Here is an 18456-nt window from a genome sequence, read left to right as displayed (position 1 = left end):
TATAACAGATCATCCTTCCGGGTGAAATGCAAATTTCACCCATGGACTTTGCGGATCACTCAGCAGCAGCTCCATGCCGGCCTGCATTTCAGTCATTACGTCTTCGTCAATTCCATTCCACACGCACCTGGCAAACTGGTAAGAAACAGAGAGCTGTTTCCAGGAAGCATACATCTTGCGGATAGGCTCCGCGCAACGTTCTATGTAAGATAATGCTTCCTCTCTCGTAAGGTAACCTGCGTCAAATCCGCCGCGGCTGAGATTGATGATGCGGGTATAGTCCCATATCAGCATCTCGGGCTGTGTATCCGGCTGGATCAGCTGCCGCTCCCTGTACAGCTCCAGCGCATCCCGCATGTTCCGCAGCCGCTCCAGCGCCGTTTCTTCTTCGATCTTGTTTGAGGCAACATACTCGCGCAGGAAAGCCTTGCTTTCTTTAATGGAAACGGTATTCATGGCCTGCCAGATAATATCGTACTGGATGCGGTGCCCTTCGTTGAACAGCCAGGTGAGGGTATCTGTCAGTTCTTCCTTGCTGTCTATATCCCACCACTGGGAGAGCAATTCCCTGCAATCCTGCCGGGTGAAGCCGGTGGTAAGGTCGTTGAGGTACTGGCCGTTCATGATGGCCAGGTCTGCCCCGCAGGCAACCGCCCACTGCTGCCCCGGTGTGAGCGTGCCGGCCGGGTTCAGCAGTATTTTTTTCGGCGCCGCGGAGGAGTTGGCTTCCGCATCATCGCCGGTGAACATGGCGTTGAATTGCTGCATGTTCTGGCTGAACTGGTTCAGCTGGCTGGCCCAGGCGTTGGAAAACTGCATGGACTGCTCCATTTGTTTCCGGTACATGTCTATGGCTTCCTCGCTCATGCCCATGGCTTTGAGCGATTGCAGGTATTGTTCGATATTATTGAGCGGGTTCATGGATGGATCAGGATATTTTGGTTTGCAGTGCCGCAGATACTTCCGCTTCCAGCTTATTCCAGGAGGGGAGCAGTATCAGGCGGGTCAGGAAATTGCCGAACAGGGTGCGGTCCAGGACCATATTGGGTACAATGCCGTCCACGTCCACGGTGTTCTTCTTTTCATTCACAAATACACCCACGCCGATGGTGCCGGATTTTTTGATGACCACGCAGTTCTTGGGGCCGGAGAGGTTGATAGACCAGCGGTCGTGCACAATATCACAGCTGTATTTGCCAGACAGCTGCTGCTTGATGATCGCATGAAGTTCCTGGATGGAAGGCGGTGTTTGTTGCAATTGTAAGGTCATAGAAATGGAATTTGAGTGTTGTGGTTTGTGTAACACAAAAGTAGTAGCCTTCCGGCCCGGAAACGGGGCGTTTCCAGATATGCCGGGAACTTTTTAAAATCCGCGCGCTTTGGGGCCGGATTCGATGGGGGATAGGTTCCTGAAAGAGGAATGGCCCCGCAAAGAGGCCATTCCATGTCAAACATGCATCATCAAATGTATCCGAGGTTGATCTTAGACTTTTAAAGCGGCGCTTTCCTTCTCCTTCAACGCCTTTTCAATGGCGGCAATTTCATTGATGGTTTTGAAAACAGCATCCGGGGTGACGGAGATGCTGTCAATCCCTTCTTCCACCAGGAACCGTGCAAAGTCCGGGTAGTCAGACGGGCCCTGGCCGCAGATGCCCACTTTTACGCCGTTCTTTTTGGCCGTTTGGATCAGCATGCTGATCATTCCTTTCACGGCGGGGTTCCGCTCGTCATAAAGATGCGCTACCAGGGAAGAGTCGCGGTCCAGCCCAAGGGCCAGCTGCGTGAGGTCGTTGGAGCCGATGGAAAAGCCGTCGATATGTTTGGCGAATGCGTCGGCGAGGATGATATTGGAGGGCAGCTCCGCCATCAGGTAAAGGTCCAGGCCGTTCTGGCCTCTCACCAAACCGAATTCCTGCATCGTCGCCTTTACCTTCTGCAGCTCTTCCACGGTCCTGCAGAATGGTATCATCACCACGATATTAGACAAGCCCATTTCTTCGCGGGCTTTCCGGATGGCTTTGCATTCCAGGCCGAAAGCGGGTTTGTAGGCATCTGAATAATACCGGGAAGCCCCGCGCCAGCCGATCATGGGGTTTTCTTCCTCCGGCTCGAAATATTTTCCTCCCAGGAGGTTGTAATATTCGTTGCTTTTAAAGTCGGAGAAACGGACGATGACCTTATTGGGATAGAACGATGCGGCAATTTTGGCAACACCGCATGCCAGCTTATTCACGAAAAAGTCTTCTTCATTTTCATAACCGGCAATGCAGGCTTTTATCCGCTCGGTCAGCTCCGCGTCTTTAATCTGCTCATGCTGCAGCAAAGCCAGGGGATGCACCTGTATGTAGTTGTTGATGATGAACTCTTCCCTGGCAAGGCCCACACCCTTGTTCGGCAAATTCGCGAACTGGAAGGCCATGGAAGGAGAAGCTACATTGAGCAGGAGATCTGTTTTGATCGCGGGCAGGCTGTCCAGGTCGTATTCTTCTTTCACAAACCTGATCACGCCATCGTACACGTAACCCACATCGCCTTCCGCACAGCTCACCGTGATGGGCCGCCCGTCCTGCAAGAGTTCCGTGGCATTCCCGCAGCCTACCACCGCCGGCAATCCCATTTCCCTCGCCACGATGGCGGCATGGCAGGTCCGGCCTCCTTTGTTGGTAACGATCGCGGAGGCTTTTTTCATGATGGGTTCCCAATCGGGGTCCGTCATGTCGGTGACCAGTATATCTCCTTCGTTGAATTCATGCCCTTCCAGCACGCGTTTGTCCAGAGAATAGAGGATATTCACCTTGCCGCTGACGATCTTGTCGCCCACGGCAATGCCTTTTACGAGCACTTTATCGCCTCTCGTTTCATCGCTGATCTTATAATCAATGAATTTGCTGCTGTTCTTCCTGGAATGAACGGTTTCCGGGCGTGCCTGCACGATGAACAGCTCTTTGCTCATCCCGTCTATCGCCCATTCAACGTCCATCGGCGTCCAGGTTTTTTTGAGACCGCTGTAGTAACTTTCGATCTTCATCACCCAGTCGGCCAGCTTTAGGACCATGCTGTCCTTCAGGCAGAAGCGGTTTTGGAAAGCGCGCTCCGTGGGGATCACGCGTACGCGTTCGTCTGCATCGTCGCCATAGACCATCATCTTGTCTTTCGCGCCCAGCTTTTTTTCGATCAGCGCGGCATATCCTTTCTGCAGGGCGGGTTTAAACACCACGTATTCATCGGGCGACACTGCGCCCTGCACTACCAGCTCTCCCAGGCCGTATGAGCCGTTGATCACCACTACGTCCCTAAACCCGGATTCCGTGTCCAGCGAAAAGGCAACGCCGCTGGCGCCCAGGTCGCTGCGCACCATTTTCTGCACGCAAACGGAGAGGCCTACCGTGAAATGATCGTACCCGAAGTTTTCGCGGTAAGAAATAGCCCTGTCGGTAAACAGCGAGGCGAAGCAGTTGCGCACCGCATCTACCAGCGCCGCAGGCCCTCTCACATTCAGGTAAGTTTCCTGCTGGCCTGCGAAGGAGGCGTCAGGAAGATCCTCGGCGGTGGCGGAAGAGCGCACGGCAACATCGGTAATATCCTGGCCGTATTGCGCGGATAATCCTGTGTAGGCGTCAATGATCTGCTGGGATAAATGGGCGGGGAAGCGGGCGTTCCGGATCAGGTTTCGCACGGAAAGGCCCGCTCTTCTTAAAGATTCCACCTGGTTGTAGTCGATCTCCTTTACCAGCGATTGGATCTTTGCAATAAGGTCGTTGTGCCTGATAAATTCATTGTAGGCATTCGTGGTGATCACAAATCCATCCGGGATCTTGATGCCGAGCGTTGTAAGGTGCTGCAGCATTTCACCCAGGGACGCATTTTTTCCTCCCACCAGGCTAATATCCTCTATACCCACTTTTCCAAGCGGCAGGATATATTGATTGTTCATATTGGGCGATTGTTTTGGTGTATGTCGAAAAATGCCGGCTCAGCGGGCGGCCCGTGGAAAAATAAAATGCCTCGTGTGGAATATAAAATGCGAAAACTTTGTCAGGTTGTTTAAGATCAAGAGTTTCCTGTTACGGAAACTCTTGAGGAATGAATGGTTGGTTTATGATTGGCGATCGAAAAAATGAATGGTTGGTTCCTGGCCGGGAAAATGTCCTATCTTCCGGCTGAAATATTTTCAATCTAAATTCAAAAATGTTTTCCATATTTAGCGTGATTTAGCAGAAAACCGTAAAAATTCCGGAAAATGCCGGAATGCGGGTTCTTTTCAATGGAAAAACACACATGCGGATGGGAAACACCGAATTTCTTCCGGCGTACTTCTTAAATTTTTGAAACGATGACGGACCTTGACCACACTGACATGGAAATTTTACGGTTGCTGCAGAAAAATGCAGAGCTGACCAACAAGGAAATTTCGTACAAGCTGCATAAGTCTGTAGCCACTATCCACGAGCGGGTCAGGCGGCTGAAGGAGCAGGGGTATATCAGGCGGGTTGTTGCCATCCTTGACAGGAAAAAGATAGACAAAGGCCTGATCGCTTTCAGCCATGTGCTGCTGAAAGACCATTCGGCCAATACCTTAAGCTCGTTTGAAAAGGAGGTGGTGAAATTTCCCGAGGTAATGGAATGTTTCCAGATGACGGGCACCTTTGACTTCATCCTGCGCATCGCCACAACGGATATGGACGCCTACCATATTTTCTACCGCAAGCTGGCTACACTGCCCAATATCACAACTGTACAGAGTTTCTTTGTATTGTCTGAAACCAAAAGCGATACGGCTTACCCGATTTAAAACACCTTCATATTCAATTGCGCAATGAGGATGATCACGGGAAGGAACACCAGCAGGAAGGCCAGCGACAGCGCGAAATACCGGTGCACCCGTTTCGGGTAACGCCTGAAAGGCCCCAGCAGCAAGAGACAGATAATGCACGCCAGCAGCGCGATGATGAAATTGACGCATATACTGATGCCTGTATACAACACCGAAAACAACGCCGGCTGCACTACTATCCCGGAGATGAGGCCATACAACGCACCCGCCAGCAATGAACATACGAGCAGCAGCGCCGCGTATTTCAGGCCTTTTTTAAAATAATGGGAAAAACATTTGCCGTAGCTCATGTAAACCTTTACGACCGGCTTTTCCGGCGCAGCGGGTTTCCGCTGCTGCTTTTTATGCCGCGGCCACCAGATAATGAAACCTGTGATGTACAAAAGCACCGGTATCAACCCGCCTATCAATGCCAGGATGCGGGTGGGCATGCCGCCGAAAGTGCCGTAATGCAAGGGCGTCAGCCAGCTCAGGTATGAATTGCCGATGTTGGGAAAATCGTTCTCGCTGTTGAGCAGCACTTTCCCGGTATACTGGTCCACGAAAAGCATAATGCGGTTGCCGGTCCTGGCGGGGCCTTCAGACTTCATATCCAGCCGGTAGACCATATCTTTCGTGGTAGGCACGGCGATGCCGAGCAGTTGCCCGTAAGGCGCCGTTTTTGCGGCAATGGCTGCAACTTCCGCAGCAGTAAGGCTCCTGGCGCCTTCCGCATATTGGGATTTCTGCGCGAATATGCTGGCTACGGATTGGGGAGACTTCCCGGTCAACATAAAAAGAAAAGAGATGAACACGGTGCTGAAAGTGATCGCAAAGCCCGTCAGCGAAAGCAGGATGATCACGGGAGAGGAGTAGAACCCGAGCACGTTGTGCCAGTCGTAGTTCTGCCGTTTGAGTCCTGCCTTGAAATTTACCGTGAGCACGGACCGCCATTGTTTCCATTTGCGGTATTGCTGCGGCACCCACATGCGCAGGCCGCTGATGGTGAGGATAAGCATGCATAAAGCCGCCAGCCCTACAATGTACCTTCCCGCTGCAGGTATCAGCAGGGTGCGGTGAATGTTCATCACGATGCGGATGAATGCACTGTCTGTCAGCCGCTTCCCGCAGAGCTCGCCGGTGTAGGGGTTTACAAAGAACTCTTCTTCCGTTTTGAATTGAAAGAAACGGTAAGTGGCGTTGGGATTGGTCTCGTCTGTCTGGAAAACGTAATCGAATTTTCTACCAGGATATTTTTGCTGCACCACCGGGATGATCTCCTGGATCGCATAACGTTTCTGTCCTTTTAAGGTTTCAAACAGTTCCCGGTTCAGGGCAATGTCTATTTCATCCTGGAATACGAGTATGCTGCCGGTGAGGCCAACGATGCATAAAATGGCCCCGGCAATGATGCCTACATACAAATGCCATTTGCCAAACCATCGTTTCTGGTGCTGCGCCCAGCGCCATTTCTTCTTTTTATGAGTTGTCATCCTGGTAATCTGGTCGGTGATATTAAAAAACGGAGTTGCAGTTCATTTGCCTGCAACTCCTGCGAAACCGGGGTCAATTGGGAATAATGGATGATTTCCGGCTGATGTTGAGTTCTTTTACCAACAGGATATTTACGGCAATGATGAAGGCCAGCAATGCCAGTTGGCGGATATCGCTGCTTTCATGCATGAAGGTCATAACAAGATGCACGACATTCAGCAGGCCGAGCAATATGGCAAACACCAGGCTGGCCCAGGTAAACCATTTTCTTGTAACGTACAGCGCAGCCAGGCCGGCGCTTAAAGGCACTATTTCGATCAGCAGGCTGAAAAGATGGGATGACAGGGGCACTTCGCCTTTGGCATCCGGTATCTTAATATCCACGCCAAAGAACAGCTCCGCAACGTGATAATATCCGTGCAGCAGGTAACAAAAAACGATCAGTATCCACAGCAGCGCGATCTTAAATTGATGATTCATGGGTTTAGAATTTAACGGTTACAGTGCCAATAAGCTGTCTTTTCATCTGCGGGATGATGTTGCTCCAGCCCATCCAGTATTTTTCGCCGGTGATGTTGTTGACCTTCACGCCGAGGCGGTAACGTTTGGCGTCGTAGGTGATGTGCGAGCCCAACACGGCATAGGCCGGCAGTACCAGCGCGCCGTCGGGGCGCTGGTTGAACGCGTAGGACTCGCCGGAGTAATTCAGGCTCAGCCCAATACCCAGGCCTTTCAGTTTGGTTTCGGTAAAGGTGTAGTTCGTCCAGAAGTTGACCATATTCCAGGGGCCGGAACCTACCGGCCTTAGCCCTTCCACATCGGCTTCTGCTTTTACGTACCGGCTGTCGTTATATGCGTAGCCGAGGAGGATGGTCCAGCCGGTAAAAGGGTTGGCCACGATCTCGGCTTCCAGGCCTTTGCTTTTCTGCTCGCCGTCCTGTATGTTGAACTGCGGATCGCTGATGTCAGTACGGATCATGTTTTTGGCGAGAATGTCATAGTAGCTGACGCTGCCGGTGAGCTTGTTCCCGAACAGGCTGTATTTAACGCCTGCTTCTTTCTGGTTGGCCTCTTCAGGCACAAATGCCTTATTGTTCCGGTCCGCACCGAATTTATTGGTGAAGCTGTTCTGGTAGTTGGCGAAAATGCTCAGCACGTCTTTTACCGGCATGATGATCAAACCGAACTTGGGCGACCATTTGGTCTGGTTCTCTTTCAGGATGAGGTTGCGGAAGTTATCCATCCTCACGCCCGCCGATACGATGATGTAATCGGTGATATTGGTCACGTTGTTCACATACCCGCTGATCACACGTGATTTCTGGTCGTAGGGCAATGTGCCGGGAGGCCTGGTGGAAAAGGCGTTCAGCACGTTGGCTTTGTTGAGGTCGTCCATTTTTGGGGAATTGCCGTCTACCGGCACGATGTCGAACAGGTCGGGGTAGGGCACTGCGCCAAAGAGGCTGCCATAGAACCGGTTGTACGTTACGAGCGATTTATAATAGGCATAATCAAAGCCAATCACTGCGCGGTTCCTCACTTTACCCCACTGGTAATCCGAAATGAAGTTCTGTTGTACATTGAAGGTGTTGGTGCTGCCTACGGGGCGCCATACCATCCTGCCGGTACTGTCGTGCCCGGGCGTACCGAAGCTGGGCGCGCCGCCGCTCATCATGGAATTGATAAAAGTGCCGAGGTAATTGGGCAGCAGGTATTGATAAGGTGCATAACCGTTGTTGTGGCTAAGGCTGTAGGTTACAGCCGTTTGGGTGGTCCAGTGGCGGGATATGCGGTAGGAGCCGTCTGCAAAGAACGCATTGGACTGCGTGGAGGAATACACCTCGTTGTTGATGAAAGAACGGTCGTAGCTCAGTTTGAATTCATCTACCTTATCCGTACCGAAAGCCTCTTTGAAGGTTTTCGGCGCCTGGGACATGATGGCGGCTACCTGTTGCTGGGACAATCCCTGCTGCAGCAACACACCACTCAATGCGTTGTTGATCGTACCGGGTGTGAGGATGAACATGAAGTTGCCGCCGTTGCTGTTCCCTTTGGAACCGACGATCTCCGCATCCAGGTTCAAAGTGAGCCGGTCGTTCGGCTTGTACAGGAACGACGGAGCGATGATATAGCTGCGCTGGAAACCTGCGTCCTGCCAGCTGTCCTGGTTCTGGCCGGCGATGTTCAGCCTGGCCGCCATTTTATCTTTCTGTATCACGAAATTGGCATCCGCGGAAGCGCGGTAGAAGTTGAAGCTGCCGTAAGACACATCCGCATAACCGCCATTCTGGAAATAAGGTTTTTTGGTAACGCGGTTGATGAGGCCGCCGTAGGAAGAAACAATGCTGCCGAACATGGTGGCGGAGGGGCCTTTGATTACTTCAATGCGTTCCAGGTTGGCCATTTCCACGTTGGTGTTCACGATGTTGGGCAGGCCGTTGCGCACCTTGGTAGTCACCTGGAAGCCCCTGCTGACGAAGATGGAACCGCCATCGGGCCGGCTGGTGGCATCCCACAGTTTGGTCATGCCCGGGGCATTCTTCATGGCGTCTTCCAGTGTCATGGCATTTTGCTTGCGGAGGATGACGCTGGAGATGGAATGCACGATCTGCGGCGTTTCCAGCGAGCTGAGGGAGATTTTATTCGCAGTAGACGCGGCCCTGTTCATGATCTTGCTGGTTTCCACTACTACTTCTTCCAACTCGCGGGCGCCGTATGTGATGGTGAAATCAAGTTTCGTATTGCTGCCGGCAGTGAGTGTAACGTTTTCCGTTTTCTGCACTTTGCCTGTGAAGGATAGCTGAACGGTATAAGTGCCGGGCTTTATGTGCTGGATGCGGTATTCCCCGTTCTCGTCTGTAACGGCGCCCCAGCGGGAATCCAGCAGGGCAACGGTGATGGAACCGACCGGCTGGCCCTGGCCGGTGGTCACTTTCCCGGAAAGGGAAGCGCTCTGGCTGTAGGCCGCTACGCTCAGCAATAATAATAAAAGGAGGAATGTATATTTCCTGGTGTACATGGTATAGCGTTTTGGCCTGTAAAAATGGAGCGTATTGGCGGAGTTAGTTTTTGAAATCCGGAAAAAGAATTATCAAATCGGGAAATATTAGCGCGCGCACCGGTGTTAAGCGTCTTCTTTTTATTGAAAAAAAATGATATCATTGATTGACTGTTGAATAAAACCATGCGGAAACGGCTTCCCTAAACCGGGTAAATCATTTAAAAATCACTCACCATATGCGGAACATACCCCTCCTCATCCTGACATGCCTGTTCCCGGCCGCTTTATTTGCGCAAAAGCTAGAGACGGTCTACCTGGATAAAAAAGACAGCACATCGAATATGTACATCGCCGTTATCCCGGAAGCCAAACCGGTAAAGGCTTTGATGATCCTGTTGGATGGATTTGGCACCGCGCCGGAGGATGTCCGGCAGCAGACGGAATTGCCGAGGTATGCAGCACAGCAGGGAATCTTAACTATCATCCCGTTATTAAAGACAGGGCCGTTATATTTTGGTACAGACGCTGCGTCGCAGCAGTCCTTAAAAGAGCAGATAGGGGAGGCCGTTGCCAGGTACCAGGTACAGGGGAAAGATCTTTTTATCGGCGGCTTTTCCATCGGCGGCGCCTGCGCGGTAAAATATGCGGAACTGGCCGTTAAAGAAAACTATCCTGTCAAACCCAAAGCCGTATTTGCAGTGGACGCGCCACTCGATTGGGAGCGTTTCTATCATTCAGCCAAACGCGTGGTAAGGCTGTCGGACCCTGCCCGGGTGAACCCGGAGGTTACGTACATGATAGACAGGATCGAAAAAGAAATGAAAGGAACACCGCAAACCGCGCTGGAAAATTTCTACAACAATTCCCCCTATTCATATTCCGATTCCACCCAGCGGGCAGTGAAGACCCTCGTGAATACGCCGCTCATGCTGATCACGGAACCGGATATACAATGGTGGCTGAGCCAGCGGGGATATGACTATTCATATATCAATGTCACAGACCACGCTGCGATGATCAATGAATTGCAGCGGCTGGGGAATAAAAATGCCGTGCTGGTAACGACGGAAAACAAAGGCTTCAGGAAGCCGGACAACAAGCGGCATCCGCATTCGTGGAGCATCGTAGACCCGGAGCAGCTGGTAAAGTGGTTGATGTCTCATTGAAATGAATAAAGCCTCCGCTAAAGGAGGCTTTATTTTTCATTATTCACTGGATTCATAATTACGCAAGGTCAAACCTGTCCAGGTTCATCACTTTGGTCCAGGCCGCTACGAAGTCTTTTACAAATTTCTCTTTCGCATCTGCGCTGCCGTACACTTCCGCAACCGCCCTCAGTTCCGAGTTGGAGCCGATCACCAGGTCTGCGCGGGTGCCTGTCCATTTTACTTTGCCGGTGGCGCGGTCGCTGCCTTCATAGAGTTCTTTGTCCTCGGAAATGGCTTTCCAGGCGGTGTTCATATCCAGCAGGTTCACAAAGAAGTCGTTGGTGAGCAGGCCGGGACGGGCGGTGAAAACGCCGTGATTGGAGCCGTCAAAATTGGTTCCGAGCACACGCAAGCCGCCCAGCAATACGGTCAGTTCAGGCGCTGTAAGGGTCAGCAGTTGCGCCTTGTCTATCAGCAACGCTTCGGTAGACACATGGGATCTTGATTTGCGGTAATTGCGGAAACCATCAGCGGCGGGTTCGAGGTAACCGATAGATTCAACGTCGGTCTGTTCCTGCGAAGCATCCATGCGGCCCGGTGCAAATGGCACCGTGATAGCCTGTCCTGCGTCTTTCGCCGCTGCTTCAACAGCCGCGCTGCCGGCCAGTACGATCAGGTCTGCCAGCGAAACTTTTTTGCCGTCTTTCTGCGCGGCATTAAATTCTTTCTGGATGCTTTCGAGTTTATCCAATACTTTCTGCAGCTGCGGCGGGTTGTTTACCTGCCAGTATTTTTGAGGAGCGAGGCGGATGCGCGCACCGTTGGCGCCGCCGCGTTTGTCCGAACCACGGAAGGTGGAAGCGGAGGCCCAGGCCGTGGATACCAGCTCGGATACGGTCAGTCCAGACGACAGTATCTTCGACTTCAGGGCCGCAACATCGCTGTCATTGACCAGCGCATGATCTACTTCAGGGATGGGATCCTGCCAGATCAGTTCTTCCGCGGGTACATCAGGGCCGAGGTAGCGCGCGCGGGGGCCCATATCGCGGTGTGTTAATTTGAACCATGCACGGGCGAATGCATCTGCAAACTCATCCGGGTTTTTGAGGAAGCGCCGGGATATTTTTTCGTAAACGGGATCGAATCTTAAAGAGAGGTCGGTGGTGAGCATCGTGGGCAGGTGCTTTTTACCGCTGTCGTACGCATCGGGAATAATGTTCCCCGCGTCTTTGGCTACCCACTGGTGCGCGCCAGCCGGGCTTTTGGTAAGCTGCCATTCAAAGCCGAACAGGTTCTCGAAGAAGTTGTTGCTCCATTTCGTGGGCGTTTTTGTCCAGATCACTTCCAGGCCGCTGGTAATAGTGTCTGCGCCTTTACCGGAACCGTAAGCGTTTTGCCAGCCCAGGCCCTGCTGTTCCAGGCCGGCGGCTTCCGGCTCTTTGCCTACATTGCTGGAAGGGGCCGCGCCATGGGTTTTGCCGAAGCTGTGGCCGCCCGCTATGAGCGCAACTGTTTCCTCGTCGTTCATGGCCATGCGGCCGAAAGTATCGCGGATGTCTTTCGCCGCTGCAATGGGATCGGGGTTGCCGTCGGGCCCTTCGGGATTCACGTAGATGAGGCCCATCTGCACGGCCGCCAGCGGTCTTTCCAGGTTGCGGGAATGGATGTGGCCGTCTGCGTCATCGTCAGACGATACTACGCCATGTTCCTTCGGCACGCCTTCAGAACCGTTTGCATAACGGATGTCGCCGCCCAGCCAGGTGGTTTCTGCGCCCCAGTACACGTCTTCATCGGGTTCCCATACATCCGGGCGGCCGCCGGCAAAACCAAATGTTTTAAAACCCATGGATTCCAGCGCAATGTTGCCGGTGAGGATCAGGAGGTCTGCCCAGGAGATCTTGTTGCCATATTTTTGTTTGATGGGCCAAAGCAGCCTGCGGGCTTTATCAAGACTTACGTTGTCGGGCCAGCTGTTCAGCGGGGCAAAACGTTGCTGCCCTGCGCCTGCGCCGCCACGGCCATCGAACACGCGATAGGTGCCTGCACTGTGCCAGGCCATGCGGATGAACAGGGGGCCGTAATGCCCGAAGTCTGCCGGCCACCAGTCCTGCGAGTCGGTCATCAGCGCATGAAGATCTTTTTTCACTGCTTCCAGGTCGAGGCTTTTAAAGGCTTCGGCATAATTAAAATCCTCACCCAGCGGATTGGATTTGGAAGCGTGCTGGCGCAGGATGCTCAGCTTCAGCTGGTTTGGCCACCAGTCGCGGTTCCTGGTGCCGCCGCCGCCAACATTCTGCTTCAGGCTGCCATTGTGAAACGGGCATTTGCTGATGTCGTTCGATTCTTTTCCCATTGTAATAAGTTTATGTATTGAGTAAACAATTGCCTGCACGCAGTAGTTGTGCAGACGGGTAAAATTACCGTATTGAGTCAATAATAAAAATCTATTGAATTTATGATTTGATAGGCAGAATCTATTTGTTGTAAAATCGGCGAGGTTGAAAGAAGCCAGCCCTTATCAATAATTTTATTACATTGGCAATCATTCAACCAATATATCGCATCCACGTTTAGGCATGAACGACCGTTCACACACAGATAAAGCGTTATTCCGGTTAATTGCAGAGGGCGACGAGGCCGCTTTCCGCGAGCTGTTCCATGCCTACGTTCCGCAACTGGAGCCGCTGGTGATGCACCTTACCAAAACCGCGTCCGTCACGGAGGATATTATCCAGGAAACGTTCCTAAGGGTATGGCTCAACCGCGACAAGCTGCCGGCTATCGAAAACCCGCGTTCCTGGCTGCTGCGGATCATCTTTTACCAGTCGTTCACCTGGCTGCGCCGCCGCAGCGTGCACCACAAAGCCCTGGACGCCATGGCCCGGGGCGACGAGGAAATGCGCAGCACCACGGAAGAAGCCGTGGCATATGCCGCCATGCTGCGGCTGGTGGGGGAGGCGGTGCAGCAGTTGCCTTCGCAGGCCAAGAAGATCTACAAGCTCAGCCGCGAAAACGGTCTTCGCATCCCTGAAATAGCCGCCCAGCTCGAATTGTCCCCCAATACCGTAAAAAATTCCCTTGTACGCTCCCTGCAGGCCATCAGGCGGCACATGGAGGCGGGCGGGTACTGGCTGCCGCTGATCGTATTGTGGATGCTGTAACCGGTTTTCCCGCTACCATGGCTGATCTTCTCTTTTTTGAATTTTTTTTCCTTCCAATAGGTCCTAAATATTCAGTTGCGCGTCTGTTTTGATGAAAGCGCCACGTAAACTGAAAAACGATACCAAAATTGACTACCCAACAACGTATAGCGGTACTTCTCAAAAAAGCTGCGGACGCCACAGCCACGGCGGAAGAATTACAGGAGCTCGCCGATCTCGTACAGCATGACCCCTCCGGGGAGCGCGCGCTGGAGATGGAAGCGCTGCTGCGTGAAGATGCAGCGCCCGGGCAGGTATACGACCAGGTGCACTGGAACAGGCTGGCCGATAACATTCTCGCGGCAGACCGCCCTCAGCCGGCAAAAGTAATACCCTGGCGCCGCCGCGCCTGGGCCGCCGCCGTTGTGCTTATTCTCGCATCCTCCGCAACTTATTGGCTGCTGCGCCGCCCCGTTTCCATAAAAGAACCTGCGATAGCAACAACGCCCGTTCAGAAAGACATCGCCCCCGGCGGCAACAGGGCCGTGCTCACCCTGGGAGACGGTACCGAAATTTCCCTGGACAGCGCGGGCAACGGCATACTGGCGCAGCAGGGCAATGCAAAAGTGATCAAAACCGGCAACGGGCAGCTGCAATACGATGCGCCGCAAAACGGCGGGCAACCCGTCTTCAACAAGATAGCCACTCCCCGCGGCGGGCAATACACCATCACCCTGCCGGACGGCAGCCGCGTATGGCTGAATGCTTCCAGCAGCCTGCGTTACCCCGCTGTTTTCAGCAACAGCAATAGGGTAGTGGAACTGAAAGGCGAAGCATATTTTGAAGTAGCAAAACAGGCCGGTCAACCCTTCGTCGTGAAAGTGGATGAGATGGAAGTAAAAGTGCTCGGCACGCATTTCAATATCATGGCTTACGACGACGAGCCGGCAGTGAACACCACCCTGCTGGAAGGCGCGGTGGAAGTGAAAAAGGCCGGTGTTGCCCGGAAGCTGAAACCCGGCCAGGGCGCCAGCCTGCACCGCCGGAGCGGCGAACTGGAGCTGCTGCCCGAAGTGAATACCGAAGAAGCGGTGGCCTGGAAGAACGGTTTCATCCAGTTCGAAGGCAACGACATCCGCTCGGCCATGCGCCAGATTGCGCGCTGGTACGATGTGGAAGTAGTATATAAAGGCAATGTGCCTGCGCATTTCAGGGGCATTATACCACGGAATGTGCCCGTATCGCAGGTATTAAAAATGCTGGAACTGACAGGAGAAGTGCATTTCGAGATAGGAGACAGGCAAATTATTGTTTCACCATAAAAACGCAGCGAACCAAAATTTTTTCAACGTTATGAGTCCCTGAACTATGATACCATGATGGCCCAAATAAAAGCCGGAAGCGTTCGTACCGCTCCCGGCGGGGTTTGGGTGCATAAACCAACAATCGTTTCGCAATTATTATTTAATTACCCATAACCGTACAAATGTATGCTTTTTTCCCAAAGCAGGCCCCGGTATGCCCGGCGGCGACTGAAGATTCCGCGATTATCAGCAAAAACGTTACTGATCATGAAATTGATAGTGCTTTTGATGACCACCGCCTTACTGGAGGTACATGCAGCAGGATTTGCACAGACCGTGTCGATCTCTGCGCGCAGCACTTCACTGGAAAAGGTTTTTAAAGAGATCAGGAAACAAACGGGTTATACCTTCCTGTATACGGACGAGCAGCTGTTCCACGCCCGCGCTTTCAGCCTGGAGCTGAAAGACGTGCCGCTGAGGCAGGCACTGGACCAGTGCTTTGAAAACCAGCCGCTGCACTATACCATTGAAAACAAGACCATCGTGGTAAAACGCAAGCCCGCCGCCAACAACACCGTTGCTCCCGCCGATGTGGTGGTAAAGGGAAAGGTCACGGACGACAAAGGACAGCCGCTGCCGGGTGTTACCATCCAGGTGAAAGGCACGGCCCGCGGCGTAACCACTAACGCGAACGGGGAATACAGCATCGAAGTACCCGGCCCGGATGCCGTGCTCATCGTGTCTTCCATCGGTTACGACCGCAGGGAAGTGCCGGTGGGCGGCAATACCGAGCTGAACATCGACCTCAAAGTTTCGGCCTCCAGGATCACGGAGCTGGTGGTAGTGGGTTATGGCGAACAAAAAAGAGGGTCGCTTACCAGCGCCATCTCTTCGTTGACGGCCAAGGACTTCGAAGCCCAGCCTGTGAACCGTATCGACCAGGTGTTGCAGGGCCGTGTAACCGGTGTGCAGGTAACGAATTCCGCAGGCTCTCCCGGTGGCGCGGTGCGCATCCGCATCAGGGGCGCCAACTCCATCAACGGCGATAATGGGCCTATTTACGTGGTAGATGGGTTCGTTGGCGCGGAGCTTTTTTCCATCAACCCCGATGATATCGAATCCATACAGGTGCTGAAAGATGCCGCCGCTACTGCCATCTACGGCAGCAGGGGGTCTAACGGCGTTATTCTCGTTACCACCAAAAAAGGCAGCAAAGGCGGCCTGAAAGTAAATTTCACCACCCGCTTATCTACTTCGCAGGTCATCAAAAAAATGGACCTGCTCAATGCCGAAGAGTTTGCCACCACGGTAAACGAACGCGCCACCGCGCTGGGCACCGCCAAACCTTTTACGGATGAGCAGATAGACGGCTTCCGCAAAAACGGCGGCACCAACTGGCAGGATGAGATCTTCCGCAACGCCCTCGGCCAGGAATACCAGCTGAGCCTCTCCAACGGCAACGATAAAAGCGGGTACTTCATCTCCGGCGATTATCTCAACCAGGACGGCGTGATCAACAATTCATCCTACCGCCGCTACACGCTCCGCTCCAATATCAATTCAAAACTTACCAATAAAGTTTCAACTTTCCTCAACATCACCGGCTCTTACAGCACGGCGCAGAACGTAGACATCCCGGCAGACGGCCCCCACAGCCCGCTTGCGCAGGCCGCCACCTGGTCGCCCACCGTACCGGTGCGCAAGGCAGACGGTACCTACACTACAACGGATCCCGTTGGCTCCGTGTTCTTCAACCCGGTAGCGCTCACCACCGAGCAGATCTCTGCCCGGGAACGCATGCTGGCCAACGCCATCGGCGGGTTCAAATTCGACGATATCGCGCTGCCCGGCCTGTCGCTCAGCCTCCAGTACGGCGCGAACTATCTCGAATACCAGGATAAATCTTTCGCCGGCAAAGTGATCAACTCCGGCACGGCTACGGCCAGCCTCCGCACCAACAAGGAGATCAAGCTGCAGAGCACCAATATGCTCAACTACCGGAGAACATTCAACGACCACAGCATTGATGCGACGGCGGTATTGGAATACCAGCAGATCGTGTACAGCTACATGTCTGCCGGCGCATCAAACCTCACGTATGAATCTTTCCACTGGAACAACCTCACGCAGGGAACCGCCGGCAGCCCGGGTTCCGGCTATTCCAAATCATCCATTTTTTCTTTGGTGGGCCGTGTGAACTATGGTTATAAAGACCGCTACCTGCTGTCTGCAGCCGTTCGCCGCGATGGTTCCTCCAAATTCCTGGGTGGTAATAAATACAGCTATTTCCCGTCCTTCTCCGCCGGCTGGATCATCAGCCAGGAGCCGTTCATGAAAGACCAGGAATTGTTCAGCAACCTGAAACTGCGCGGCAGCTGGGGCTTTACCGGCAACGACGGCGTTGGCCCGTACAGCACTTTCTCTGCCTATTCCAACCGGAATGCTTCCTTCACCAACTCTACTTTCCAGAACGGCCTCATCCTCGGCGTGATCGGCAATCCTGACCTGAAATGGGAAACCACCGAACAGCAGAACGCCGGTATAGACGCTTCGCTGCTGAACGGCCGGGTGAACATCAGCGCGGACTACTTCGTGAAAAATACCCGCGACCTGCTGCTGAATGAGAACCTGCCCATTTACCTGGGCGGCAACGTGATTACCCGCAACGTCGGTTCCGTGCAGAACAAAGGCTGGGAATTTTCCGTGGAAGGCGATGTAGTAAACCGTGGCGCCGTTACCTGGAACACGGCCGTGAATGTTTCCTTCGTAAAAAATAATGTGCGGTCTACCGGCTCGAAGTCTATCATCTTCGATCCTAACAACCGCAAAATTGGCGGCGGCATGTCCCCGCAATCCGAGTTTGTGGTAATGGCGGGCCAGCCGCTGGGCGCCATCTGGGGCCTGCAATACCTGGGCACCTGGAAGCCGGGCGAAGAAGCCGCGGCTGCCAAATTCGGCGCCAAGCCTGGCGATTCGAGGTACCTTGATCTGAAGGAAGACGGCGTGATAGACGCGGGCGACTACGCGGTGATCGGCACCGGCATTCCCAGGACATCCCTGGGTTGGACCAACACTATCAACTACAAAACTTTTTCATTGAACATTTTTTTTCAGGGCATGTTCGGTTTCGATAAACTCAACTACAACAACGCCGCGGCCATGTATCTCGGCGGCGACGCCCGCCAGGCCACGCTGCGCGACATCCTGGACCGTTACATTCCCGGCAAGAATGAAACTTCCGACATACCGGCTTTCAGCTCTACCAATAAAAATTTCACGCAGTCTACCCGCTTCCTTGAAAAAGCAGATTTCCTGCGGCTGAAAAACGTCAGTCTTTCTTACACCTTACCCAGGCCCATATTGCGGCATGTGGGGCTTAAGGTATTCGTGAGCGCCACCAACATCCTCACCTTTACCGATTATTCCGGCATCGATCCGGAAGCCAGTTCTTCTTCCGGCGATTTCAGGCAGGGCATAGACTATGGCTCGTACCCGAACGCCAAAACGATTACCGGCGGGCTTACACTGAATTTTTAATGGTTTGATCCAAAACAGC

The 18456-nt window shown here is 53.2% G+C and carries 12 protein-coding genes; 5 read left to right on the top strand and 7 right to left on the bottom strand.

From position 1 onward, the window contains the following. Positions 1-9 precede the first annotated feature (9 nt). The 3 genes from R3I13_RS11215 to ppsA form a co-directional block, all read right to left on the bottom strand. Positions 10-921 (bottom strand): DUF1266 domain-containing protein, encoded by a 912-nt coding sequence (locus R3I13_RS11215; protein WP_346318043.1) that lies wholly within the window; start codon positions 919-921, stop codon positions 10-12. A 7-nt stretch (positions 922-928) separates the two neighbouring features. Further along, a complete protein-coding gene (locus R3I13_RS11210) occupies positions 929-1270 on the bottom strand; it encodes a hypothetical protein (protein WP_346318042.1) in 342 nt (113 codons plus the stop codon). A 213-nt stretch (positions 1271-1483) separates the two neighbouring features. Continuing rightward, positions 1484-3934, bottom strand: a complete 2451-nt coding sequence (gene ppsA / locus R3I13_RS11205; protein ID WP_346318041.1) for a phosphoenolpyruvate synthase — start codon at positions 3932-3934, stop codon at positions 1484-1486. Between the two features lie 399 nt (positions 3935-4333). On the opposite strand from ppsA, the gene R3I13_RS11200 reads away from it, so the two are divergent. Further along, positions 4334-4792, top strand: a complete 459-nt coding sequence (locus R3I13_RS11200) for an Lrp/AsnC family transcriptional regulator (protein WP_346318040.1) — start codon at positions 4334-4336, stop codon at positions 4790-4792. On the opposite strand, the gene R3I13_RS11195 is transcribed toward R3I13_RS11200, so the two are convergent. The 3 genes from R3I13_RS11195 to R3I13_RS11185 form a co-directional block, all read right to left on the bottom strand. Then, a complete protein-coding gene (locus tag R3I13_RS11195) occupies positions 4789-6306 on the bottom strand; it encodes a PepSY-associated TM helix domain-containing protein (RefSeq protein ID WP_346318039.1) in 1518 nt (505 codons plus the stop codon). The two genes, R3I13_RS11200 and R3I13_RS11195, sit on opposite strands and share 4 nt — an antisense overlap. Positions 6307-6379: 73 nt before the next feature. Next, positions 6380-6787 carry a hypothetical protein gene (locus R3I13_RS11190; protein WP_346318038.1) on the bottom strand — a complete coding sequence of 136 codons (408 nt, stop codon included), beginning with the start codon at positions 6785-6787 and terminating at the stop codon, positions 6380-6382. A gap of 4 nt (positions 6788-6791) precedes the next feature. Beyond that, positions 6792-9326 carry a TonB-dependent receptor gene (locus R3I13_RS11185; protein WP_346318037.1) on the bottom strand — a complete coding sequence of 845 codons (2535 nt, stop codon included), beginning with the start codon at positions 9324-9326 and terminating at the stop codon, positions 6792-6794. A 218-nt stretch (positions 9327-9544) separates the two neighbouring features. On the opposite strand from R3I13_RS11185, the gene R3I13_RS11180 reads away from it, so the two are divergent. After that, a complete protein-coding gene (locus R3I13_RS11180) occupies positions 9545-10474 on the top strand; it encodes a hypothetical protein (RefSeq protein ID WP_346318036.1) in 930 nt (309 codons plus the stop codon). Between the two features lie 58 nt (positions 10475-10532). Here the strand turns inward: R3I13_RS11180 and katG are convergent, their stop codons facing one another. After that, complete coding sequence (katG, locus tag R3I13_RS11175) at positions 10533-12809, bottom strand: catalase/peroxidase HPI (RefSeq protein ID WP_346318035.1); 2277 nt, start codon at positions 12807-12809, stop codon at positions 10533-10535. A 223-nt stretch (positions 12810-13032) separates the two neighbouring features. Here katG and R3I13_RS11170 point away from each other — a divergent pair, with 223 nt between their 5' ends. From R3I13_RS11170 to R3I13_RS11160, 3 genes are all read left to right on the top strand, one after another. Continuing rightward, positions 13033-13617 (top strand): sigma-70 family RNA polymerase sigma factor, encoded by a 585-nt coding sequence (locus R3I13_RS11170; RefSeq protein WP_346318034.1) that lies wholly within the window; start codon positions 13033-13035, stop codon positions 13615-13617. A 128-nt stretch (positions 13618-13745) separates the two neighbouring features. Further along, on the top strand, positions 13746-14918 hold the full coding sequence (locus R3I13_RS11165; RefSeq protein ID WP_346318033.1) for a FecR domain-containing protein: 1173 nt from the start codon (positions 13746-13748) through the stop codon (positions 14916-14918). Positions 14919-15167: 249 nt separating this feature from the next. Continuing rightward, entirely contained in the window at positions 15168-18437 is a 3270-nt protein-coding gene (locus R3I13_RS11160; protein WP_346318032.1) for a TonB-dependent receptor, read from the top strand. Positions 18438-18456: the final 19 nt, after the last annotated feature.

Source organism: Chitinophaga sp. YIM B06452, from assembly GCF_039655965.1.
Taxonomy (GTDB): Bacteria; Bacteroidota; Bacteroidia; order Chitinophagales; family Chitinophagaceae; genus Chitinophaga.
Note: the sequence above shows the minus strand (reverse complement) of the source record. Positions and strands in the feature narration are given on the sequence as shown.